The organism is Nostoc sp. C052 (genome assembly GCF_013393905.1).
In the GTDB taxonomy this organism is placed as follows: domain Bacteria; phylum Cyanobacteriota; class Cyanobacteriia; order Cyanobacteriales; family Nostocaceae; genus Nostoc.
This window is the reverse complement of sequence record NZ_CP040276.1, coordinates 26,463-49,620: the sequence shown is the minus strand read 5'-3', so window position 1 is coordinate 49,620 and position 23,158 is coordinate 26,463. Positions and strand designations below refer to the sequence as shown.

Annotated in this window: 23 protein-coding genes; 10 read left to right on the top strand and 13 right to left on the bottom strand. The window is 42.5% G+C overall.

From position 1 onward, the window contains the following. Nucleotides 1-4: 4 nt before the first annotated feature. On the top strand, nucleotides 5-2,257 hold the full coding sequence (locus FD723_RS37700; protein WP_179070287.1) for a glycosyltransferase: 2,253 nt from the start codon (nucleotides 5-7) through the stop codon (nucleotides 2,255-2,257). Between the two features lie 125 nt (nucleotides 2,258-2,382). Here the strand turns inward: FD723_RS37700 and FD723_RS43655 are convergent, their stop codons facing one another. Continuing rightward, nucleotides 2,383-2,514, bottom strand: coding sequence for a winged helix-turn-helix domain-containing protein (locus tag FD723_RS43655; protein WP_256875409.1), 132 nt, complete (start codon nucleotides 2,512-2,514; stop codon nucleotides 2,383-2,385). A 1-nt stretch (nucleotide 2,515) separates the two neighbouring features. Between FD723_RS43655 and FD723_RS37690 the strand changes: the two genes are divergently transcribed. The 3 genes from FD723_RS37690 to FD723_RS37680 are packed head-to-tail and all read left to right on the top strand — an operon-like array spanning nucleotide 2,516 to nucleotide 4,550. After that, entirely contained in the window at nucleotides 2,516-3,916 is a 1,401-nt protein-coding gene (locus FD723_RS37690; protein ID WP_179070286.1) for a hypothetical protein, read from the top strand. 35 nt (nucleotides 3,917-3,951) lie between these two features. Then, complete coding sequence (locus tag FD723_RS37685) at nucleotides 3,952-4,338, top strand: RidA family protein (RefSeq protein WP_179069898.1); 387 nt, start codon at nucleotides 3,952-3,954, stop codon at nucleotides 4,336-4,338. Nucleotides 4,339-4,355: 17 nt separating this feature from the next. Next, nucleotides 4,356-4,550: a hypothetical protein gene (locus tag FD723_RS37680; RefSeq protein WP_179069897.1), complete on the top strand. Its 195-nt coding sequence runs from the start codon at nucleotides 4,356-4,358 to the stop codon at nucleotides 4,548-4,550. A gap of 160 nt (nucleotides 4,551-4,710) precedes the next feature. Here the strand turns inward: FD723_RS37680 and FD723_RS37675 are convergent, their stop codons facing one another. The 3 genes from FD723_RS37675 to katG form a co-directional block, all read right to left on the bottom strand. Continuing rightward, nucleotides 4,711-4,908: an NblA/ycf18 family protein gene (locus tag FD723_RS37675; RefSeq protein ID WP_094332533.1), complete on the bottom strand. Its 198-nt coding sequence runs from the start codon at nucleotides 4,906-4,908 to the stop codon at nucleotides 4,711-4,713. A 280-nt stretch (nucleotides 4,909-5,188) separates the two neighbouring features. After that, nucleotides 5,189-5,317 carry a hypothetical protein gene (locus tag FD723_RS43650; protein ID WP_256875255.1) on the bottom strand — a complete coding sequence of 43 codons (129 nt, stop codon included), beginning with the start codon at nucleotides 5,315-5,317 and terminating at the stop codon, nucleotides 5,189-5,191. Between the two features lie 188 nt (nucleotides 5,318-5,505). Next, on the bottom strand, nucleotides 5,506-7,800 hold the full coding sequence (gene katG, locus FD723_RS37670) for a catalase/peroxidase HPI (RefSeq protein WP_179070434.1): 2,295 nt from the start codon (nucleotides 7,798-7,800) through the stop codon (nucleotides 5,506-5,508). 662 nt (nucleotides 7,801-8,462) lie between these two features. On the opposite strand from katG, the gene FD723_RS37665 reads away from it, so the two are divergent. The 5 genes from FD723_RS37665 to FD723_RS37645 all read left to right on the top strand — a co-directional run bounded on the left by FD723_RS37665 (nucleotide 8,463) and on the right by FD723_RS37645 (nucleotide 12,542). Continuing rightward, nucleotides 8,463-8,633, top strand: a complete 171-nt coding sequence (locus FD723_RS37665; RefSeq protein WP_179070285.1) for a hypothetical protein — start codon at nucleotides 8,463-8,465, stop codon at nucleotides 8,631-8,633. Nucleotides 8,634-9,058: 425 nt separating this feature from the next. Then, nucleotides 9,059-9,307 (top strand): DnaB-like helicase C-terminal domain-containing protein, encoded by a 249-nt coding sequence (locus tag FD723_RS37660; protein WP_179069786.1) that lies wholly within the window; start codon nucleotides 9,059-9,061, stop codon nucleotides 9,305-9,307. A 271-nt stretch (nucleotides 9,308-9,578) separates the two neighbouring features. Continuing rightward, complete coding sequence (locus tag FD723_RS37655; RefSeq protein WP_179070284.1) at nucleotides 9,579-10,397, top strand: DUF4351 domain-containing protein; 819 nt, start codon at nucleotides 9,579-9,581, stop codon at nucleotides 10,395-10,397. A gap of 328 nt (nucleotides 10,398-10,725) precedes the next feature. Continuing rightward, entirely contained in the window at nucleotides 10,726-11,118 is a 393-nt protein-coding gene (locus FD723_RS37650; protein ID WP_179070283.1) for an ASCH domain-containing protein, read from the top strand. Further along, the gene (locus FD723_RS37645) at nucleotides 11,115-12,542 is read left to right on the top strand and encodes a DNA cytosine methyltransferase (protein WP_179070282.1); all 1,428 of its coding nucleotides are present in this window, start codon (nucleotides 11,115-11,117) and stop codon (nucleotides 12,540-12,542) included. Before FD723_RS37650 ends, FD723_RS37645 begins: the two co-directional genes overlap by 4 nt. A gap of 69 nt (nucleotides 12,543-12,611) precedes the next feature. On the opposite strand, the gene FD723_RS37640 is transcribed toward FD723_RS37645, so the two are convergent. The 5 genes from FD723_RS37640 to FD723_RS37620 all read right to left on the bottom strand — a co-directional run bounded on the left by FD723_RS37640 (nucleotide 12,612) and on the right by FD723_RS37620 (nucleotide 19,877). Next, entirely contained in the window at nucleotides 12,612-13,412 is an 801-nt protein-coding gene (locus FD723_RS37640; RefSeq protein ID WP_179070281.1) for an isopentenyl phosphate kinase, read from the bottom strand. An 863-nt stretch (nucleotides 13,413-14,275) separates the two neighbouring features. Continuing rightward, entirely contained in the window at nucleotides 14,276-16,186 is a 1,911-nt protein-coding gene (locus FD723_RS37635; RefSeq protein ID WP_199346588.1) for a DUF4157 domain-containing protein, read from the bottom strand. A 1,268-nt stretch (nucleotides 16,187-17,454) separates the two neighbouring features. Next, nucleotides 17,455-18,234 (bottom strand): cyclopropane-fatty-acyl-phospholipid synthase family protein, encoded by a 780-nt coding sequence (locus FD723_RS37630; RefSeq protein WP_179070280.1) that lies wholly within the window; start codon nucleotides 18,232-18,234, stop codon nucleotides 17,455-17,457. Between the two features lie 551 nt (nucleotides 18,235-18,785). Continuing rightward, nucleotides 18,786-19,268, bottom strand: a complete 483-nt coding sequence (locus tag FD723_RS37625; protein ID WP_179070279.1) for a transposase — start codon at nucleotides 19,266-19,268, stop codon at nucleotides 18,786-18,788. 165 nt (nucleotides 19,269-19,433) lie between these two features. Beyond that, entirely contained in the window at nucleotides 19,434-19,877 is a 444-nt protein-coding gene (locus FD723_RS37620) for a globin family protein (protein WP_179070278.1), read from the bottom strand. Nucleotides 19,878-20,147: 270 nt separating this feature from the next. Between FD723_RS37620 and FD723_RS43645 the strand changes: the two genes are divergently transcribed. Further along, nucleotides 20,148-20,369, top strand: a complete 222-nt coding sequence (locus FD723_RS43645; RefSeq protein ID WP_199346486.1) for a hypothetical protein — start codon at nucleotides 20,148-20,150, stop codon at nucleotides 20,367-20,369. A 105-nt stretch (nucleotides 20,370-20,474) separates the two neighbouring features. Here the strand turns inward: FD723_RS43645 and nrtS are convergent, their stop codons facing one another. From nrtS to FD723_RS37595, 4 genes are all read right to left on the bottom strand, one after another. After that, nucleotides 20,475-20,705, bottom strand: a complete 231-nt coding sequence (nrtS, locus tag FD723_RS37610) for a nitrate/nitrite transporter NrtS (RefSeq protein ID WP_179070277.1) — start codon at nucleotides 20,703-20,705, stop codon at nucleotides 20,475-20,477. A gap of 148 nt (nucleotides 20,706-20,853) precedes the next feature. After that, nucleotides 20,854-22,413 (bottom strand): GMC family oxidoreductase, encoded by a 1,560-nt coding sequence (locus FD723_RS37605; protein ID WP_179070276.1) that lies wholly within the window; start codon nucleotides 22,411-22,413, stop codon nucleotides 20,854-20,856. Nucleotides 22,414-22,493: 80 nt separating this feature from the next. Beyond that, nucleotides 22,494-22,814: a DUF4278 domain-containing protein gene (locus FD723_RS37600; protein WP_179070275.1), complete on the bottom strand. Its 321-nt coding sequence runs from the start codon at nucleotides 22,812-22,814 to the stop codon at nucleotides 22,494-22,496. 14 nt (nucleotides 22,815-22,828) lie between these two features. Continuing rightward, on the bottom strand, nucleotides 22,829-23,107 hold the full coding sequence (locus FD723_RS37595) for a hypothetical protein (protein WP_179070274.1): 279 nt from the start codon (nucleotides 23,105-23,107) through the stop codon (nucleotides 22,829-22,831). Nucleotides 23,108-23,158: the final 51 nt, after the last annotated feature.

Genomic DNA, 23,158 nt, shown 5'->3' with positions numbered 1-23,158 from the left:
CAATATGAAGATATTTTTGATTGCTAGTGAATGTCCTCCAGTTCCTGGTGGTATTGCAACCTATATCGGCAATACGGCAGCGATGTTTGCTGATGCTGGGCATGACATTACTATTTTTGCTCGCAGTCATCAAACAGAAATTGAAGAAAGAAACAAGCTGAAAATTATTAAAATAATTCCTAAAGATACTTATTTATTAAATTTCACAAAAGCTCATACCCATTCTGAAACCCATCCGGCATTCCCTTATAATGTCATGGGTTATTGGGGCGCTGTTAGCTATCAATTAGCAGAAGAAGTTATTAACTATATTCACATTTATGGTAAACCAGATGTTATTGAAAGCGAAGATTATAGCGGAATTGCTTATTTTTTACTGCAAAAAAAGTTATTAGGCTGTCTAGAACTAAAAGGAGTACCAATAGTTGTCAACCTACATAGTCCTCAATATCTACTTTATCCTGCTGACAAAATGCCTAGTTATCACCTTTGTGATTACTGGGTAGGAAGGATGGAAAAGTTTTGCATCCTCGCTGCCGATGGAATTTTGGCTCCCACTCAGTATATCGCTCAACAGGTAAAAACGACTTTAAATCCCGATCTTGACATTGAAATTATCCCTTTACCGGCACCACAAAAACTTTTACATCAAGAGCAATTATCATTATCCTCACCCACACCCGGAGATATAGTTTACTTCGGTAGGTTAGAAGTCAGAAAAGGTATTATCCCCTTGTTAGAAGCTTGTAGTCGGTTATGGGATGCAGGCATAAATTTTGAACTCACAGCTATTGGTAGCGATACTTGGTATCATCTCGAAGGCTGTTATATGAAAGTTTATTTAACGGAAAAATATCGTCAATACATTAATTCAGGTAAATTGATAATTTCTGCACCTTTACCCCAGGCTCAATTGTACGAACGAGTTAAGAAAGCATGGTGCGTAGTCATTCCTTCTCTGTGGGAAAATTTTCCTAATACTTGCCTGGAGTCTATGCTCTTAGGTAAAATGATTTTAGCATCATCTGCTGTTGGCCATGTAGAAATGCTACAAACAACAGAAATGCAAGGAGGTGTAATTTTTGATTGGCACGATAATAATAATTTCGCTGATAAATTAAACCAAATTCTCAGTTATTCAGCAACTGAAATTTTAGAGTTAGGAGGAAAAGCTCGGACTTTGATTTTGAGAATTTCCGCACCTAAAAATGTCTTATCAAAACGGATAGTGCATTTGCAAAAAGTTATTGGACGGCATCAAGATAGAAATATTTTTCCTTCTTTAAACTATCCACCTCATGGTAAAATCGCTTATCCATCATCTTTATTTAAAGATCCAGATATAAGCATTAAAGCTAGAGTATCTGTTTGCATTCCATTCTACAATTGTGGCCACTATATAAGTGAAACCCTCAGTTCTGTATTTGCTTGCAACTATCCTGATTTAGAAGTGATTATTTTCAATGATGGTACTACGGATAAGAAGAGCCTCGAAACTCTAGTAGTTATCGAGCAAACATATAGTAACCTGAAAATTATTCATTCTGAAAACCTGGGTGTAGCCGCAGCGAGAAATAAAATGGCAGAGATAGCCAGTGGTGAATATATCGCTTTTCTCGATGCCGACGATCGAGTATCTCCAACTTTTTATGCACAAGCAGTAAAGGTGTTAGAACAGTACACAAATGTAGGCTTTGTTGCGTCTTGGATTAAAGAGTTTGGTGATTCAGAAAAAGTTTGGGTGGCTTGGAATACGGAATTTCCTTATCTACTTGCTCACAATACCCTTGGCGTTTGTACTGTGGTACGAAAGACTGCTTACCTTGCTACTGGTGGCATGAAATCTCTGTTGGCAGAAAATTTAGAAGATTATGAATGTTGGATTAATATGTGTGAAAAAGGTTGGTTAGGAGTTGTAATACCCGAACTCCACTATTTTTATCGCATTCGTTCTGATTCTCGTTTGCAAAAGAGCAACCGCGAACAACTGCTCTATCTTTATGAGTTAATTGCTGATTTACATCCTCAGTTATATCAGTATTATGGTGCAGAAATCTATCACTTATTAAATCAAAATGGTGCATCTTGGCTGTGGAATAATCCTTCAGAAAACACAGTTGAACTTAATGTTAATTCAACAGGTATGGAAATACTTTCTGTTGTGAATAATAAACTTAGGAAAGTATATAGCAATGGGGGCATATCTCTAATATTAAACAGGTTGTTGCGATTGACAAAATCACTTCTACGTACTTAGTTGGATGCCTAAGCCAGGAAGTCACCCTCCTGACTCGGCTACAAAACCGTGCATGAAATACAAGGTTTTCCGTCGGTATCCCATGAAGTTGAAGCCAGAACTGTACTCTTAATAATTGAACTCTTTCAGTTTCTTTTTCTGTGGCGTGCAATGTTTTTTTTAAGGCTTATTTCTATCCTCTGTAACATCCTGTCTACCGTAGAGATACCAATTGTTATTCCTATTTTTTCTTTGAGTTCTGAGCGAATTTCTTTCAAGGTGGCATCATTCTTAGCATCAACTATTTCTTCAAGAATCTTAATTTGTTCTTCATTGAGCTTCGGAGGAGTTTGTTTTGACCGTCACATTTGGGTTAGAGAGTGGGGTATTGTTAACGTAGGGAATGGCTCTACTTCTATAGGAGGACTGCTCAGAAGCCAACACGTCGCCACACAAGCAAACATTGCGCTGTTGTCGGCGGCGGATAATGATGATTTGAGCTATGTTGACGAGAATTTTCAACCGGAGTCATTGCAGACTTGGGGTAAGCGTGGTTCTGTGATTAACGTCGAAATGCGGCGCTATCGAGAATCTGTGCTTGCGGGATTGGTCGAGGATGGTTACACCGTTATTGATGCCGACGATGCTGATGATGATGAGAGCGGGGCAGTAATCGAGTCGGTTAAGGCGGCAAGTGAGCAATTGTATACTGCGGAGTGTAAAGCGATCGCGGATTCTCCAACCATCTCTGATGCCGAACTCAAGAAGCTGCAAGACACAAGGGCGAAAACCAAAACTGAACGACACCAGCAGCGCAAGGCTGAATTATCGCGTCGCTACGAAATTGACGTAACCCCTGATTTGGTCGAGAAAGATGACGACGGCTGGTATCCCCAACTGCGGATGCACTATTATTTGACGCTGGGGCGAGAGTTTCTGAGCAACCGTGATGCGAAACGGGCTAAGGCGCAGTTAGAGGCGGGAGAGAATTCGATTTGGAAACCTGACTTTAACAAGGGGCAAATGTTGCCGGCTGTACTGTTACTCGAAAATCTGAATCTGTTGCAGTTTCTTACACCAGACGTTCAGTTACGTGGCAGCGACGAGAAGCTAGTGGAGTTTAAGGCTCTGGCTGTTCAGCACAGGCACGTTATCAAAAATTACTTGAATGTCAGTATCTCGGAAAAGCTTACTTCCATAGCGATCGCACAGAAACTACTTGCGAAGATTGATTTGAAACTGGATTACGTCGGTCGGTTGGGTAAGCGTGAAAATCGGGAGTGCGTTTATCAATTCGTTGCCCCTGATGATGAGCGTGATTCGATTTTCGGGCAGTGGTTAAATCGAGATGAAGTGTTTCTTAGTGAGTCGGTGTCAGTCACGAATAATATAGAGTTCCCAACACAAGTGACTGGCACAATATCAGATGACATTCCCCAAACATTAAATCAGGTTGAAAGTCCTGCTACCCAAGCCTGGAAAGGGCTGAAGCTGAAAATGCGCCTTGGACTCGACAGCGCTGGTCGGTTCTACCAACAGATGGTTTCCCAGCTTGGTGAAGCTATTGGCGTTGCTGATGGGGAGCCTTACTGGAACACATACCTGGGGCAGTGGCAGGTTTGGGTTAACTTTGCAGACGAGTGTAGGTCTGTGGTGTGCGATTGGTTGGTGGTGGTTTAATTGTAGATACATTTGGAAGGAGATTCCACAATTAAATGAGTCGTCAATTCATATCTTCTGGTTCTATCTTCGAGCAAGAAATTGCTTATTCTAGAGCCGTTGTTGATGGAGACTGGGTTTTTGTTTCTGGTACCACGGGTTTTGATTACAGTTCGATGACCATATCTGATGATGTTGTAAAACAAACAGAGCAGTGTTTTAAAAACATTAATGCTGCGCTGACAGAGGCGGGACTGGTAATGCAGGATATAGTGCGAGTTCGTTATATTTTACCGATTCGAGAAGACTTTGAACAAAGCTGGCCAGTAATTCGTAAATATTTAGGAGATGTCAGACCAGCAGCAACAATGATTGTCGCAGGACTTTCAGATCCGAGAATGCGGATTGAGATAGAGGTGACAGCAAAAAAAACTAGGGGCTAGATTTGAGGAGCAGTTTTGTGACAAATCACATAACTTCTTGGCCACTCGTATTGCTGAGAAAAACACCCTTGTTGCCTTCCCCGCCACCGATTGCTGATGTGAGCTTTAGATGTGAGCTTTACTGGAATAGCTACTTGGGGCAGTGGCAGGTTTGGGTTAAGTTTGCAGACGGGTGTACGTCTGTGGTGTGCGATTGGTTGGTGACGGTGTAGGTAACAGTAGTTCACTGTTCCATCAAAATCGTTACTGTGAGTCGGTTATTTTACAGTTTCCCAGTTTGGAGCAAATAATCTCTATTGCCAAGCCATTGAAAAAGACAATTTTGTGTTCGTTCTCTTCTGAGTCACTTAAAGTAACGGGAACAAGTTTGTCTTAACCCAAGATTGAACCGGAATCAAGTTCCCACTGATGTTTGAGCAATTCTTGGTAAGTCGTTTCCCTTATCATCATTTGCTTATAGAGCATCAGCAAAAATTCTTGAGCTTGTTCATGGGACATGTGCTGCACTTGATCAGAGAAAGTTCTAAGGCTAAATTCTTGTTCTAAAGATAATTCAATGGGTTGATTCATCACTTTTATTACCTACTCTTTTATTTGGGTTTGCTTAATATAAGCAAATATTTCTTTATATAAATAAATGTTACGATGCCTTTACAAAAATCGAAGGGGTGTAAACCGTACCGACGTAGGTTAGAAATGCCGTATCTGCTGCTGAAAACCTTGATATCACTCCATTGTGGCAACCCAAGTAAAAACTTAAGTTCTAAAGTTTTTTACTAAGAGGTTTTTAAAAGCATTTTTCGCCTCTGCTTGCGGCTGGCGAGCTAGATATTTACCACTACCAACCTTTTTATGGCGGTGGATGCAGTCCCGCCGAGGTTAGAAGGCGACGCAAGTTAACAACTCCAACCCGAATTAATGCTCCGTCCACACCCACCTTTAATGAAAGTGGAGATAATAATTGGGGGGGTATGGACACCGATGCAGAACTCAGTGATTCTTGGTGGAAGCGAGTTAAATATTATGCTCAGTTACCCGCATTTCTCACAAGCTTGAAATGCAGAGGTGCAAGGGAGCAGGGGAGCAGAGGAGAGTTCAATATGCCTTGTTCAATCCCCTCTGCCCCTCTGCCCTATCAAACACCTGAAGCTTGTGATAAATGCAGGTTTAGCGGGTCTGTTCAGCGCCAACGTCGAAGCGATCAAGCATCATCACCTTGTCCCAGGCTGCAACGAAGTCCTTGACCATCCTCTCGTGACCGTCATCAGCGCCATAGACTTCAGCAATCTGACGCAGTTGGGCGTTCGAGCCGAAGATGAGATCGCATCGGGTTGCGGTGAACTTCGCTGCACCGGTTTCGCGATCGCAGATGTCAAAAAGCATCTCGCGATTGTCAACAGGCTTCCACTCGTAGTCCATACTGGTCAGGACACGGAAAAAGTCATTGGTCAAGACCCCCGGACGGTCAGTGAAGCTACCATGCTTTGAATGATCCCAATTCTGATCGAGCGCGCGAAGTCCGCCGACAAGAACCGTCCATTCAGGCGCGGTCAGCGTGAGGAGCTGCGCTCGATCTAGGAAGATACGCTCCGGCTTCACCTTGTAGCCAACAGCCTCATTGTGATAGTTTCTGAAACCATCCGAAACTGGCTTCAGCCAATTAAACATTTCAACATCTGTCAGCTCCTGAGTCGTATCCATCCGACCCGGAGTAAACGGCACGGCAACACAAAACCCAGCGTCTTGTGCAGCCTTCTCGATCGCAGCACAACCACCGAGGACGATAAGATCCGCCATCGAGATTTTTTTGTTGCCCGACTGAGCGCCGTTAAAGTCCGCCTGAATGCGATAAAGGGTCGATAGCACCTCGCCGAGTTCCTGCGGGCGGTTCATTTCCCAGTCTTTCTGGGGATTGAGGCGAACGCGCGCCCCATTTGCGCCGCCGCGCTTGTCGGAATGGCGGTGACTCGATGCCGCGGCCCAAGCGGCTGACACGAGCGCCGAAACAGAGAGTCCACTCGCTAAAATCTGATCCTTGAGAAAATTGATATCGGCGGCATCAACGACATCATGATCCAGTGCCGGAATTGGATCTTGCCAGATCATATCTTCCTCTGGGATTTCCGGGCCAAGATAGCGCGTTTTCGGACCCATGTCTCGATGGATCAGCTTATACCAAGCGCGCGCGAACGCATCGCTGAAGTAATCGAAGTCACCCAAGAAGTGCTGACAGATTTCGTGATAGACCGGATCGACCTTCAAGGCAATGTCCGAAGTCATCATCATTAACGGGTGCTCAACGCGCGGTTGATGGGCATCCGGTGTCTTTGGCGCATCAGGATTGCTCGGCTTCCACTGAATGGCACCTGCTGGACTCTTTGTCTGTTCCCAATCGTATTTAAAAAGATTTGTTAAGTAACTGTTGTCCCACTGGGTTGGATTTGGAGTCCACGATCCTTCGATCCCGTTCGTCATTGTATATTCGGCAAACCCAGTGCCTTCAGGGTTCTGCCACCCCAAACCCATCGCCTGAATCGGCGCGGCTTCCGGGGCTGGACCAATCTTGTCAGGCGAAACCATGCCATGACTTTTGCCAAAGGCATGACCCCCTGCAATCAGCGCGACAGTTTCTTCGTCATTCATGCCCATCCGCGCAAACGTCTCGCGAATGTCTCGCGCCGAGCCATAGGGGTCGCCGTCAGCGTTTGGACCCTCTGGATTGACGTAAATTAGCGCTTGGTGCGAAGCCGCTAGCGGGTTCTCAAGGTCGTAGTATTGCTCGTTCGCTTTCCCAACCCACCGAATCGTGCGAGTGACCATCTCATCAGGATGACCAGGGTGTTCCTTAACATCGTCAACCGAATCGCCGTTCCAGAATTCGGGTCCCCAGTATGTCGAGCGATCCGCCTCCCAGGAATCTATGCGACCGCCACCAAAACCGAAGGTCTTAAACCCCATGATTTCGAGCGCACAGTTACCCATCAAAACCATCAGATCAGCCCAGCTTAGTGCCGCACCATATTTCTGCTTGATGGGCCAGAGCAGCCGTCGTGATTTATCTGTGTTTCCATTATCCCACCACGAATTGATGGGTGCAAAGCGTTGCATACCCTGACTCGCTCCACCCCGACCATCCGCGATCCGGTAGGTGCCTGCTGAGTGCCACGCCATGCGAATCATTTGAGGTCCATAATTCCCATAGTCGGCGGGCCACCAGTCCTTTGAATCGGTCAGCAGTGCTTTGATATCGCTCTTCAACTGTTCAAAGTCAAGCTTCGCGAAGGCTCCTTTGTAATCGAAATCTCGCAGTGGGTTAGCTTGGGGCAAATTTTGGTGAAGCAGTTCGACCTGAAGTCGGTTCGGCCACCAATCATCGACTTGCGGCTTGGAGCCGAGCGCTCCGCCAATGCGGGTTCCCCGGAAGGGGCATTGTGCAGGAGGGGTGGCAGGGTTGTTGTTCATGGGGCTATTATTCATTCAGTTCAATCCTTCTTCATTAAATTCAATTCTCTCTAACAGTTTATGTTAGTCAAGCTGTGTTGAGCGCCGCCACAAGTGGCGGTTTGAACGGCAAGTTCCTTGATCGCTAAAGTTCTTGCAAGTACTGAATGAGCTACCCTTTGCTAACCCCACCCCCCTGCTACGATTATCATTTTTATTAACAGCTTTTTGAGTATTTTTGCTGATTGACAAAATGCACTTTTTTTAAATTATAACGGTTGGTGCAGGTTTAAACATTTTCTTCTTAATTAAGTAAGTCGGCGCGAAAAAAACAAATTTTTTCCAGAGTTTCTGTCGATATTTTGGAAATTTTCATAGTTTTTACTACAGTTAATAAATTTTCATAGTTAACATCTAGCATTAGGCATAAATTGTTATAACGATAGACAATGTACAAAGCGAGAAGTATTGGCAGTGCTTTAATCGAGATGAAGCATTTCAAAGTGAGTCAATGTTAGTCATTAATAATATAGTGTTAACTAATATAGTGTTAACCACGCCAGTCAGTGACACGACACCTATTGGTATTCCCCAAATATTAAATCAGGTTAAGGGAGATCGCTTTCACCCGGATTTCTCACAAGCTTGAGGGAAGGGGCAGAGGGGCAGAGGGGCAGAGGGGAATGGCACTAAGAAAAGAGAAAATCGTTGAGGCAGCAAGGGTGCAGAGGAGCGGAGGAGCAGGGGAGAAAGAAGAAGTTTTAGGCATTGCGTTCAGATATTTAGAAATTCCCCTCTGCACCCCTGCACCCCTGCCCCTCTGCAATCCTTACGCTGCATACCCTTCAGCTTAACTTAGTGCCATTCGGGGCAGAGGGGATTATAACTTGGCACATTGAAATCTCCTCTGCTCCCCTGCACAAGCACAGGCTTTGATAGATGTGGTGAGAAATTCGGGGTAGGAGTATGGGAAGATTCGTCAAGTATCCCCCCTAGTGAATGGAGAAAACAGCATAAGAAAAACTAGAATAAGGGAATTTAATCTAAAATATTTCCTTTTCAACTAGATAAATTAAATCTCATAATTAATGCTAATTTAATTTCATCTTAAATTTAACAATCAAGGTAAGCTCATCTAATTTAGTATAGTGTGAACTTGACAAAAGAAACAAGATAAACGTCAGTGGGCAAATAGAAAATGTACTTGACATCAGGACAAAAGAAGTGAGATGAAAGCAATGCGCTCAAGAAAGAAAACTTCTCTAATGAAACTTTATGTCTGAAGGATTTAAGACTAAATCGGCTCCAGTCAAGAAAGTTAAAAAGAGAGGTTGATTCACGTTCCGAAAAGCGCCCAACTAAAGCAGACTTTCGAGAATCAGGAGGATTTGAACAGGAGGCTGCTGTGATGTTGGGTTTGTACCGGGAAGATTACTACGACAAGCAGACTACCCAAAAAGGCATTTTTGAAGTTTCAGTTTTGAAAAGTCGGTTTAGTAGTGAGACGACTGTTAATAAGATTGTTTGATGAACGATTTGGACAGTTTAAGAATTTGGCTAAATCTCAATATTAAATACAACAAGAGTTAACCTAAGCATTGTAACTGTTCATGTAAGAAGCGCTCCAGCAACGGAATCAGGCAGAAAATATAACAATTAAAAAAGTACTATTGGTTTAGTCTAAATCCAAAAGGAGGAGAAGATTATGATAAAGATGAATTTCCTGACCATTGACAAAGTAAACAAAATCATTGAGCTTGCTAAGAACTAAATCTCCATTGAAATAAGGGTGAAAGAAATTGAGTTACGATAATACTACCAAGTACTTAGCTGAATTGTATCCCGCAGAGTTTGCCAAGTGGTTGCTACCAGATAAAACTACAGAAGTTACAGTACTTAAAACTGAACTTTCAATAGATCCAATCCGCGCAGATTATGTCACATTTTTGCAAACAAGTAGCCGGATTTTGCATATTGAGTTTCAGACTCTCCCCAAATCTAATCCACCAATTCCTTTGCGGGTATTAGACTATTACGTGAGATTGAAACGGCAATATAACACACCAATAACTCAAGTCGTGATCTTCTTGCAACAAAGCAGTGACCCTATTGCATTTACTGAAGAATACACAGATGAGTTCACAAGTCACCGTTATCAAGTTATACGGTTATGGGAACAAGATTCAGCTTTTTTTCTGGATAATCCAGCGCTATTGCCTCTTGCACCTTTAACTCGAACTGATTCACCCGCCGCTTTATTATCCCAAGTAGCTCAAAATATCGCTAAAATTCTAGATAGGGATGAAAGGCAGAACATTGCTGGATGTACAGAGATATTTGCAGGTTTAAGGTTTGAAAAAGATTTAATTCGTCAATTTTTACGGGAGGATATTATGCAGGAATCTGTTATCTATCAGGATATTTTGCAGAAAGGTAATAAACAAGGTGAAGAACGTTTGATTCTTCGCCAATTAAATAGACGTTTTGGTGAGATTGATTCATCAAATATTGAAAGAGTTAGAGTCTTATCTGTTGAACAATTGGAAACTCTAGGAGAAGCATTATTAGATTTTTCCTCAGTTGAAGATTTAGTAGCTTGGTTAGACCAATTAGGATAATAAGGATAAAAGCGGAGGAAATCAGATCAAAACCTCCGCTTTCCAGTTTACTATTTCTCTGTCTTTATCATTCCACACTCTACAGATAACTAAAGATTTGAGTAAATTTGTAACTGCTAAAAATAACAACAAAATAAATGTGGAAATCAGCGCATGATACTTTCCACTTTATACCAAAATGAACAGCTTTTATTTTCTCAAGTTCTATCAATAGTGATCTTTCAAAACCTATAAATAAGAAGTTATTAGGCAGTTGCACAGTTGCATCTATATTTCTGGTAATTGCCGCATCAGACGCTTATGTTCAGTCATTGGAGTTTTAAAACCCGTGAAAGCGCTATCTGTCCGTCAGCCTTGGGCATGGGCAATTATTTATGCTCTCAAAAATGTTGAAAACCGTGGCTGGCCCATTCATTATCGCGGCGATATTCTCATTCACGCTGCAAAAACCTGTACCAAAAAAGAATACCAGCTAGCGAGAGAATTTTGCCAAGGGATGGGGGTAGTAATCCCCGAATTAATCTCTCTACGTCGTGGCCAAGTTATTGGCGTTGTCACAATAGTAGATTGCAAGTTTTCACAAATTGCGTCTGGCTGGGGAATGCCTCTTCAGTACCATTGGCAGCTGGAGAATCCGCGAGAGATTACGCCGATTCCTTACATTGGGCGATTGGGAATTTTTGAAGTACCCGATGATTTGGTCATGGAGGTGGCTGCATGACTAAAGCAGTAATATTTGAGTTATCTGCAATACCCGAAAAATTCTTAGAAGACGACCTTAGAGGTTCACAACTGCATAGCCAAGGATGCCTCTATCCGTATCTCGAAAAGAAAAAGCTACTTGATGGGACTATAGCCTTTTACCCACGAGTGATAGGCCAACGTGACCCAGACAACCCGATTCAGTGGCGATGGGGTTTTAACTGGGAAGAACGAGTTGATGGATTATGGAAAGGACGAAGTATCGGCTCAATTCCCCCTGGCGCTGTCTACATGATTCGTCTAATGCAACAACAGGGGGCAATTAGGGAAGATATTATCGCCTTTATCAAAAAAGCGAAATCCAAAAAGCCATCACCAAAATTAGATGTCTGCAAAAATTTTGATAACACAAAATTAAAACCAGTTCTTCCAGATGATGCCCCGATCGCTGTAGTACTGTTCGCTGGCGGCGGCGGAATTGAAGCGGGGATGGTTGAAGCCGGGATTCGCCCAGTCATTGCAGTAGAGTTTGACCCAAGTAAACCAGAACTGAGTAAAGCGATCGCCAAAACCCATCACCACAACTTTAGCGAGTACGGCTGTAGAATAATCCAACTAACAGTTCAAGAAGTAGCGCGGTTAGGATTTCTAGGTTTTCCCCGCCGCCCCGATTACCTCCATGCCTCCCCGGTGTGTGCCAACTTCAGCCAAGCTCACACAGCCAAAGCGGGTAAGGGCGGCGAAACTACCGATGACCTGACGGCTGCGATCGCAGTAGCAGAAGCAATCCGACAGTTGCAGCCACGGGTGTTTACTCTTGAAAATGTCCCGCGTTATCAGAACAGTCAGAGTTTTGCCATCATCCTGAATGCTTTGGAACTTGCGGGGTACTCGGTTACTTACAGCGTGGTCAACATGGCTGATTTTGGGTTGCCCCAGGCGCGGCGGCGGTTAGTCCTGATTGCCAGTAGGGGTTTGAGCATTGCCTTACCTTTGGGAACTACACCTTGCGGTTGGTATGAGGCGATCGCCCATCTCATCCCCACGATGACCGATTCCCAACTACTCCTCAAACAACAGCAAGCTTTGGAGAAATTTTTAGCCGAGAATGCGCCAACACCACTATTGATTGAACGGGTTGGGGGACGCAAGTTACCCAAGTACAAGCCTGGGCATCTACCCTGTAATACCATATTGCGATCGCATTTCACAGATCACAAAGGTTGCAACCGTAGTAAGTTCGCTGATATCTGGTTGCCGGATAGTACGGTCAAATCCTTGTCTATTCAAGGGGTTGCAATCTTGCAAGGGTTTCCCGGTTGGTACGAATTTGCCAACGAGACTGCTACGGCAGGGTCAATCATTGGTTACTCTGTACCACCCAGTTTTGCCGCGCAGTTATTTACTCACATACAGAAACAATTATCAGGAGCATTTTTATGATGAGTTATCTCAAAAAGATTAAGGGTAAGTAATTTGGATTAACTACCAACAGTTTTGAAATCATTTTAGTTAAAATGCCCTAATTAAAGTGCCTAGAGTTGGCGTACCTAAAACTGAAGAGGCTAAATTCCCTGGGATATTCCCATCAATTATCCAACAGTCAATCCCTAAACTAGAAATAGTCAAAAACTCCTCAACTTTCTTAGCCATCCCGCCAGTAACATCTACTGATTTGCTCTTGCCCAAGAAAGGTTTAATCTGAGAATAGTTAGCTTGAGTAATATTGGAAACTACTTGCCCATCTTGGTCATATACGCCTGCATAATTCCCAACATTTATTAGTCTAACTTTAAACTTACCTTGAAGATAGAAGTATTTCGCTAGTTCTGCAAGCATTGCATCTGTCGAAAGGACAGTACCACCAATAGCTTGATCTAGAACGACATCACCAAAAATTAAAGGAATTAAACCTGCTTTTAGAGTACTTTCTATTACACTAAAGTCACTCTTCAACAGTTTCTTATTATGAGTGATTATCATAGTAATAGGTGGCAAACTTACCACTGATAAACCTGCCTGTAAAAAACTTTTAGCTAGTAAGAAATTTAAATCTAAAGCATCTTGGTGAACTAAGCAGAACCCTAGTTTTTCTTCATCACATGAAAAACCATTAATTGTATTATATTTATTCGCTGATTGATGTGCGAAAGAACCAGCGCCGTTACCAATAATCAGTTTCAGATTAGGATTTTCATGTTTGATTAGGCTCACTTGCTCAACCAGTTGTGTTATAACTTCTCTTCGAGCAGTATAAGGTTTATCCTTGTCAGTAATTAAGGAACCTCCTAGCTTCACCAATACTAATTCCATAATCAAATATTAAATAAGGAAAGACAAAAACTTATAGGAAACTAATTCTAAACAAAAAAATCAAAATTACTAGTAATTTCAACGCAATTTAACAAAAATCTTGAAAGGAAACAGTAAATTTTGGTTACAAAATAATGCAGAAATTGTGTTACATCTGAGTTATCAGTGGATAGCTGGAAGTTGGGAGTACACCATTTTTAATAAATTAGTTTGTGCATTGGAGGATATTTGAAAAATCTTCAAATGTGTGTTTGACTACCCTGGCTACCGAGAAACTGCCACGAGAGAATCGGAATTTTGGGATTTGAGATCGCGCCTCTGAGTCTCACTTGAGGCTCAAGCCGACCCTTTTCAAACAACCTTTAAGGATAAAAGTGCAGCCTACGTTGCCAAGTCTGCTGAATCTTTGCCATTGCTTAAATCCCTGTACTAAAAGTTTTACTGGTGATTAAGGCTTATGCTTGCTACACCTAGAGTATCTGCTTTTACGGACTCTCCGCGCAACATTCCTGCTTCTACGAGTAAACAAGGTATTACCCCCCTAATTCAATCGCTGCTAACGGGTGCAAGACTCAAAAAAGACCACCTGTACAATAAAAAACTGCCCGCTTTCCAAGGAGTCCAGAGCAGCACTTGCAAAAAAAATATGGGAGTTTTAAACTATTGCCCCCTGCTTTACATATAATTCGTTCGCTATGTAATACTCTTCAGTTCAAGTTTTGTACTTTATGCAAAAAGAGCGAAAAACTTTTAAAACTGCACTATACAAGGATTAGACACAATCGATTATTACTTCACTACTTGAAGTATCTTTTTATCCTGGTGTTCAATTAATTCATACCGCACTCAGCAACACCAGAAAATCATTTCAGTTCCTGCAATTTCTTTTTCAAGAATTTTAACTCAAACTGTTTGTTTTGCTTATCATTTTTTGGCTGATTAAGTTTTAGTTGGGCTAAAAGATTGTTAATCTCTTGCTGAATTCTTGCAGGGTCTTGTAATTCTTGCAAAGTAAGAGTTGTGCTGTGATTTGTTGTGGGAATACCAGTGTTTGGTATCCCTTCGGGGGCATCGCGTGTATAAGTATCTGCTTGATTCCAAGTATTAGCCAAATCTTTCATCTCTGCGGAGGGAGTTCCTATCTCTACTACTGCTAAAGGTTCTAGTTCAATGTCTGTAGTTGCTACTTTTCCATTGGAGTCAGCAATGCTGTTAATATTCCAACCCCACTTTACTGACCCGTAGTAAACATTTTTTTGCGCCCCTTCTAGTGAAATAGCTGTTGTCTCAAATATCATGTTAGATCCAATCGTGGCAGTTGGCATATTCGGCTTATCATATAGTTTTGCGCTCCGTTCATTCCATTTCAGACCTGGAAACAATCTGTAACGATGGCCTAACTGATAGTTAGACATCTTGTCTGGGGATGTCGTAGAGTTCATGTCCAATTTGCTTTTGGGTGTTTTCGATACTGGCTCTCCTGTTTTCAAATTCGGGGCACCATAAACTGGATTGGTATAGGTGAGTCCACGATCCCAATGACCATTTCCTTGAGTTCGGCTTGCTGCTGTTTTTGTTGCGTTCCCAAAAAATTCTTCATTGTTATTCTTTTTGTCTGCATATCCTCGATCTAAATTTATGCCATTATGAGTTTTTTCTATTTTTTGGAGCAGTGCTATTTTTTTAGAGTTCACTAATTTGTTAGGCATGAATTCTAGCTCAATTTCTGCGCCGGGATTTCCATTCTCTAACACTGATTGGTAATTATTAGCTTCCCAACTACCACCCATTGTGTCTACTGCCCGTTGGATAATCCGGCACTGCACAGTATCACTATTCTGCTGTAAAACATGGGTCAATTCATGGGCCAACAACTCCTGCCCCCCTCGACTCCCCGGCTGATATTCTCCCTGCCGAAAGAACACATCGTGCCCGGTCGTAAACGCCTTCGCCTGTATCGATTGATTTAACTGGTCAGCCTGAGTATCTGTGTGAACCTTCACTCGACTAAAATCAGCCCCAAAAGCCTGTTCCATAGGTGACTTGATACTATCAGCCAGTGGTTGTCCGCTTCCCCGTGCCTGTTGTATTGATGTTTCCAAATCTGATGATGCAGGTATCCCTCTATCTGACGCACCCTGCATCATCGGCTTCATTTGTAATTCCTCTTCTTCGGCTGGCAGAGATTCTCGCTGTATGCTGCCCTCGGGTTTCATTTGCAGTTCTTCTTCCCCTTCAGGCAGAGACTCGCGTTGAACACTGCCTTCTGGCTTGATTTGCAATTTCTCTTCTTCAGGTAAAGACTCTCGCTCTCGCTGGAGTTTTTCGCTTTGTGGTTGATGAATCCTTTGGACTACCTGAGACGCAGTTTCGTCAGCCTCTTGCTCGTACTTATCGCCAGTTTCTCCAATTGTCAGTTTTGCTTGTATTGATGTTGGTGTATCTGGTCTTCTCAGTGAAATATTGGCAATATTATGACTAAATCGGGTTGCGTGTTCAAGTCGAGAATTCAATAATCCGTCCATCTTGGCTTGCAACACATTTAGGCGCTCTTGTCCTTCGGGCGTAATTGAGCCAAACTTGGCCTGTAGCTTTAGTTCAGTTGCCTCCATTTGTTTTTCAGCAAAGGCTTTGTCCTCGATTTCTTGAGTTGACTTGTGTCCCCCTGTCGCATTTGCTGATGGAATACTAGAGAGCTTAGGCGCTAATGCTGAATTATTTTCTGGGGTTTTAGGATTTGAGGGAGTAGATAAGTGGATTTTGGGAAATTTCATCTTATACCTCCAATTCAAACTACTTGGTCAATAAAGAATTATGACTGATTCCTACGGTTTTTGATAAATCTCTTTGTCCACTGCGCTGAATTACAGTAGTTTTATATGTGCAAAGAGAATTTTATCCTAAAACAGGTTGGCAAAATTGTTGGAGATTGTGACAAATTAGTAACTTGGTATAAACCTCAAATCTGCCCTAATGATTTAGCAATGATGAATTTAATGCTCTATCACAAATCATAATCTTACAAGATATTTAATTTTTCTCAAATAGTTATTTCTGAATCTATTCCAATAATATTTATGCTCAAAAGTGGCTTTTCTAGACTTAATTTGATCAAATAATACTAAAAAACACCTAAAATATTTGATATTACTAGGTTTCGCTAAAATAGAATCAAAGATTTAATAAAAACATGATTCCTGATTATTGAATCCTCTACTATGTAAAGATTTAACCTAATATCAAGTATTAATTTTCTATAGCTAGTCTGGAAGAGCCTCAAAAGTTTAAGCTGAATAAGAAATCAAAATGAATTATCAAGGCTTTTAAGCACATTCACCTAAACGAAGTAGGTATTTTCAGAATAGTGGAATAAGTTCCTAATTTTCGTACTTTAGGAAATCTTTTATGAAGAAGGGGAAGGGGGAAAGGTAAAAACCTCGCCCCTTGTGGGCGACCTGTTCATCCCTTTCCCCTTTAACCTTTAACCTTTTCCCTTTTATAAATTGCCTAAGCCAAAAGTATTTCAGTTTTTATTAGTGTTATTCGCATTAGCACTATTTTTTAATGCTCTTTTTTTGGCAAAGGTATTCCCTGGTTGCAAAGTAATTTCACGTCCTTGCAGAGTGAGTACTCCACGTCCTTCGATTACAGTCACCGAAATATGCCGAGAAGCAGTATGCTCAGGCAGTTTTGTTCCGTCTGTGAGACAGAGTAAAGAGAAACTGTTTTATTCATCTTGTACTAACGCTTTGCGAGTCACTCCGGGTTTCGTGTAATTTGCCAATTACCGCAGATTAGCTGGCATTTCAGTATTATTTTTTGATGGGTACACCATGATTTATCTCCTGTCATTTCAACAAGAAAGGCAGAGGGCAGGAGGCAGGAGGCAGGAGGCAGAAGGAATACTGTTTTCGCCCTCTGCCCGTGATCGCTAGGAAACATGTTCTTACGTCCCCCACCATAATCTCTGATTTGGTGGCCAAGAACTGGGCGGGGTTAAAGCCCCGTTCAAATTCTTCCCTTCTGCCTTCTTTACGGTTTATTACAATTCTCTAACAGCGCACAAAGCGATATAGCCCAAGTCTTGTTGGTGCTGAGTGAAGACTCGTCGCATCATTAGAATGCGATCGCGGATCAGAGGCTGAGTCAAAATATTCCAAACAATCTGAACCGTCTGAATTACTCCTTCATCTCTCAGTACCTGAATCGGCTCAAGCAATCTCATTGCACCAATTTGCCGCTGGGTTACTGTTAGCCCTAATTGAGCGAAGGTGTTGATCCAGTCTCGTTCCGGCAGTGGCGTAGCATTCACACGAGTCACTTGTGTCAGGTCTGGCCGAAGTGATTCTAAATGGTCACGCGCTAGCAGTTCATGGCTGAGAAATTTGCCGCCGACTTTAAGCCGATCACGCACACCTGTCAGAATTTTGGCTTTGCCAGCAGACGTTTGCATAGTGAGAATGGCTTCTGCTAACACATAGTCAAACGATGCAGAAATGGTTTTTAGCTGAAAAATATTGCCTTGAATAAACTCAACCCGATGATCTAAGCCAGCCGATCGCGCTTTGACTTGGGCGATCGCAACTCGATCAGGATCTCTTTCAATACCAACAACTTGGACATTGTAGCGTTTTGCTAGAGCAATCGCGCTATTTCCTAAACCAGAAGCGAGTTCCAGAACAGTTTCACCAGGTTGGAAATTCGCCCATTCAAAGAGCTGTTCGGTGGCGGCACGTCCACCCGGACGGAGAACGGTTTTACCCGCAGCCGCCAGGACAACATGACTTGGTGCTGTTGTCAGATTGACAGTAGTTTGTGTCATCGTTCGGTTAATAATTCTCCTGTATTGCTATTTGAAACAGCTTTTAATTGCTTAAGTACGCACAACTGTAGATTTCGATCAAAGATTCCAACGGTTGTAGAAGCTTGTCGATGATTAAATCATCATATTTAAATATTTAAGAGTGCCGCGATCGCTGTTCCAGAAACATCGCCACCATTTTTAGCTGTCGCGGCATCTGGGCTAGCATCTTCGTTTTCACATAACGGAGCAGATGAGCAATCTCTTCGTCAAAGTTGTCAAAGTAGAGTTAAGTAATTTGGGTTGAGGTTGACATTTTTAAACCTCCAGTTGGGTTAATACTTCAGAAAAGACAGGTACTGTTGTCCAACAATGGCAACAAAACCAGCAAATTTCATGGTGCTGGATATACAGCGCTTCCGGCTATTATGCAATACAGTTTTTCTCCTTGCCCTCTCCTATCAAAGCTTTCAGATTTTAGGATGTACCTCATAGCTGCCGTAAGTGCTGTATCGAAGTAATGGGTAAGAGCAATATAGACAGTCATACACGATCGTTAACTCTTTTATTGCTTACGGAAACACGATTTTAGGAGCAACTGCATGTCCTAGATGAAGATAGGCAGCCGATCTCAACACGATTTCGGAGTAGAGAACCTTTTGAATCTCCAGGCTGGGAACTCGTCTTGCGGTGAAGTTATAAGCTACAATTTCCCCTGCCAAACTGAAATCACTGTCCGTCAAGTAGTGGTCATAGTCGTGCATTCCCTGGAAAATAAACCCATAAATTGGATTGGGATAGACAGAAGAATCATAACTATCCGCAGAAACCCAAAGATGACTTTGCTCAATATCAGCAAACATCGCTTCAGGATTGTCATATCGCATGTAATCGGAAAACTGTAGATTCAAAGGCAGTTGATGGAACTCATCCATCAGCCAGTCACAGAGTTGGGCGATAGCTTGATCAGAAATTTGGGCTGGCTTGCCTTCTATATAGAGTTGGGCGAGTGTTTCTACTTTATATGAGGTTGTCTTTACTTTTGTAAGAGTCATATCGCTACCCTCGTTCCCTTGATTACCTTTACTCTGACAGTTTCTATCAACAACTTCTTTGATCTAGCTCATAGTTGGAAGAGATTACAGCTTGGACTCTTGCTTCAACTAAGGAGCAGCCTAAACCAAGCGGAATGACTTTACTCGCTTCAACTCTGGAGGCTCCTAAACTTGTTGAGCATGAGGAGTCAGAATCTTAGATGAGTAGTCTGTACCGCTCAACATTAATTCAGTCACGACTGTATACGCCTCGATCCATGCCTGCTCAGTATTCGGTGTCCAGGTACTTCCCAAGTAAATCGAAAACGTTTTTAACAACGTACTACCTACCATTGGATAATGTTCAGGCAGCACGCCATACTTAACATGTCGAGTTCCTAGTCCCTGAAGTGCGTTAGACAAAACGTCGGGGTTGCGGAGATTTTCTACAACCATAACAAGTGATTTGAAAAGTTGCTTGGCTTGCTTTCCCATGTGAGTATTAGCAAACAATGGCTTGACCTCTGGATAGTCCGCAAACAAAGTTTTATAGAAGTGAGCCATAAACTCGGTTTCCTGGGGTTTAATCTGCAAAAAACTGGATTCCAACAATTCAATGTTTAAAGACATATATTCAGTTCCTCTTGTTTTCTGTTTATAGTTTGCTAAATTCCTGTGAATCCCTTTATGAGCTAGCTCATAAAAGCGTTTAAACATGGGAAAAATTTAGATTGGAGAAGAAAATGATCGGATTGCTTGATTAGGGTGGCAGGGCAATGCAAGTTACGATTGAACAATTGCGGCAAATTTCATTTTTTTGTGGACTCGATCTAGATCGGCTTGTCCAGTTGCGAACTCATGCTGTCGTGAAACAGTATTTGCGGGGAGAAATTATTCTGTATGAGGGCGATCGCAGAAGGAACAGGTGTAACGAAACATGGATTACAGTTGCGATCATATTTGCCCTACTACCAGATTGTCCGCAGCATCGGGATTACGTATGAAGAATGTGTACGACTATTCAAGCAGATTCAGGTAGTTGTCATTTACGAGCGAGGCGGTAAGATTCTGGTGTTAGACCAAATGAAGTTAGATGCGATCGCCAAGGGGCAAACGATGTAAATACGCAAGGTAAAAAATTTTGTGAGTCGTATTTTGCTGAGTGATCTGCTATTTTGCTACTGCTTGAATTTAAGTGAATCTACAACTGATTTACAGGCTCTACAATTAGCGCTGTTGCGACCGAGCAACATGCTGTCCATGAATGCTAACTGTGTAAGGAACAAGATAGGTTACAAGTCCAGCAAGCCAACGATTGCGGTTCATTTTTCCCTCTAGAACAGCTGCCCCATGATTCAGGATAAATAGGGTTGTTCCAACGACTAAGGCAACACGAATTGCAGTTGGCTTCAAGGAGGGGTCAGTCCAAGCTGCATAGAACTGATTAATCGTCTTCATCCTTGTAGGTTCCTAATATTCATAAGGTAGAAGAGACGGTGATTCCAAAAGGTTAATTAATGTGCTGCTCAAGCACTGCGATTTGATCTTTTGCCGAAATTTTTGGTGGCTATCTTGGGCTAGCCACCGCCTCTTGAGGCACGCGCTGTTAGCTTGCAATTGCCGCCGATACTTGCTGTGAAACGCGACCTTTGGCTTTTATTAAATCGGCTGCTTTTTCGCCGATCATAATGGTGGGCGCGTTCGTATGCCCCGTGGTTAGCTTTGGCATAATTGATGCGTCAACGACACGCAACCCCTTAACCCCATGTACCCGAAGTTCATGGTCTACAACTGCCATTGAGTCAGTACCCATTTGACAAGTACCAACTGGATGATACACCGTACCGCAGGTTTCCCGGATATAGGCTTCGAGTGCTGCATCGCTAGTCACGTCGGCACCCGGCGCGATTTCTTTGCCTCGAAACTCATCAAAGGCACTTGTATGAAACAATTTGCGGATTAATTTAACTCCCTCAATGAGCTTTTGGACATCAGATTGACTTTGCAGATAGTTCATCTGAATGATCGGTGTGTCTTTGGGGTCAAGCGATTGCAACTTGACACTGCCAATATTTTGGGGGTGGGTCAAAGTGACTAAACCTGTAAATCCCAAACTAGAGTGAGCATAGCCAGGAGGTGCGAACAGAATGGGGCCGAAGATCAGTTCTAAATCTGGTGCAGTGTCTAGATTACCCTCGCTATGTAAAAATAATCCAGATTCAGCAATGCCATTACTAGTAATTGCAGTATGCAAATCAACAGTTGCCTCGTATGGCACAGGAACAACAACGTGGTCTTGGAGGTTTTGACCAACCCCTGGCAGATTAGCTACGAGTTCAATCCCCAAGGCTTGTAATTGTTCTGCATCCCCAATACCCGACAGCATTAGCAGTTTGGGCGAATCGAACGCGCCCGCACTTAAAATCACTTCGGAGTTGATCCTGGCTTGGTTTAGCGTTCTTTCGTGTAGATATTCCACTCCAACAGTGCAGGTACTCTCAAACAACAATCGAGTTACCAACGCGCCTGTTATTGTTGTTAAATTGGGACGCTGGAGAATGGGCACTAGAAATGCCGCAGCAGCACTGTGTCTTTTCCCATCCTTGACTGTCAACTGAAAAGGCCCCGCTCCTGACTGCTGCATTCCGTTGAAATCAGGATTGTGGTCATATCCTAGTGCCACCGCAGCGTCTACAAATCGCTGGGATATTGTAGTAGGGGAAATGAAATCGGTGACACTCAACTCGCCATCAACAGCGTGGTATTTAGAAGCACCGCGTTGCTGATTTTCAGATTTCTTGAAATAGGGCAACACATCTTGGTAACTCCAACCGGGATTACCTAATTCCTGCCAGTGGTCATAATCGTGAGGATTACCTCGGATATACATTAAGAAATTAATCGAACTGCTACCCCCCAAAACTTTGCCACGGGGACAAAAGATTTTGCGGTTATTTAGGTAGGGTTCTGGTTGGGAGAAATATCCCCAGTCCACCTCAGTGCCTAATAGATTTGTGCATTCTAACGGAATCTGAATCTCTGGTTTTGTATCTGGATTACCTGCTTCGAGTAATAACACAGTTGTATCAGGGTCTTCTGTCAAACGATTGGCAATTACACAGCCTGCCGAACCTGCACCAATCACAATGTAGTCATATTGAGTCATGAAATTCTCCTGTCCCTTTGCTGTTTTTCGGTAAATAAAATTGCTAGTACGACAAAACTTTTAAAGAAAATTTTTCATTATTATTTTTGCCATCCCAAAATATTGATGAAAAAGTTTCTAACTTTTAGAGCGTTAAAAGGTTGAGAGGATGTTGTATAAACTTCTCCTGTATGCGTCTTCTCCACAAAATAGGTGACTCCCCGATAAATTAATTGATAAGCTATTCGTGGTGTAGAAACTTCCGCAGGCTCGATATTCGGGTCAACACGATAGGTTTGCCCACGATAGGTTAGGTTATAAGCAGAACCTTGATAATGAACTGGTGCAAATGGTCGTATTGCTCTTTTAGCCGCTTCTCTTGAGTTATATTCGTAACTAAGTCCGCGATAGTAAAGTTTCATTTTTTGCTCACAATTTACTTATTTTTACAGGTAATCACATACCTATTTGGTGTTTGCTTAATTGGTGCAGGTTTCATTCTGGGTTTAACTGTGGGATAGCAAGAGACATATACCGTAGAGTTATCTGTCCAAGTGAGTAAATAAGATTTGTCGCTAAGTTTAGTCAATGCTGGTGAAATATTTGATGCAGTAGCCGCAGCTTTGAAGTTAATTTGAGAAAATGCAGCGATTCCCACAGCAGAAGCACCAATAAGTAAACTAATGTTTCTTATCCAGGTTGTTGATAGTTTCATCCAAATTTCTCCTGACAAATTAAGCGTTTTGAGTTTTAATTCTGTTTTCTG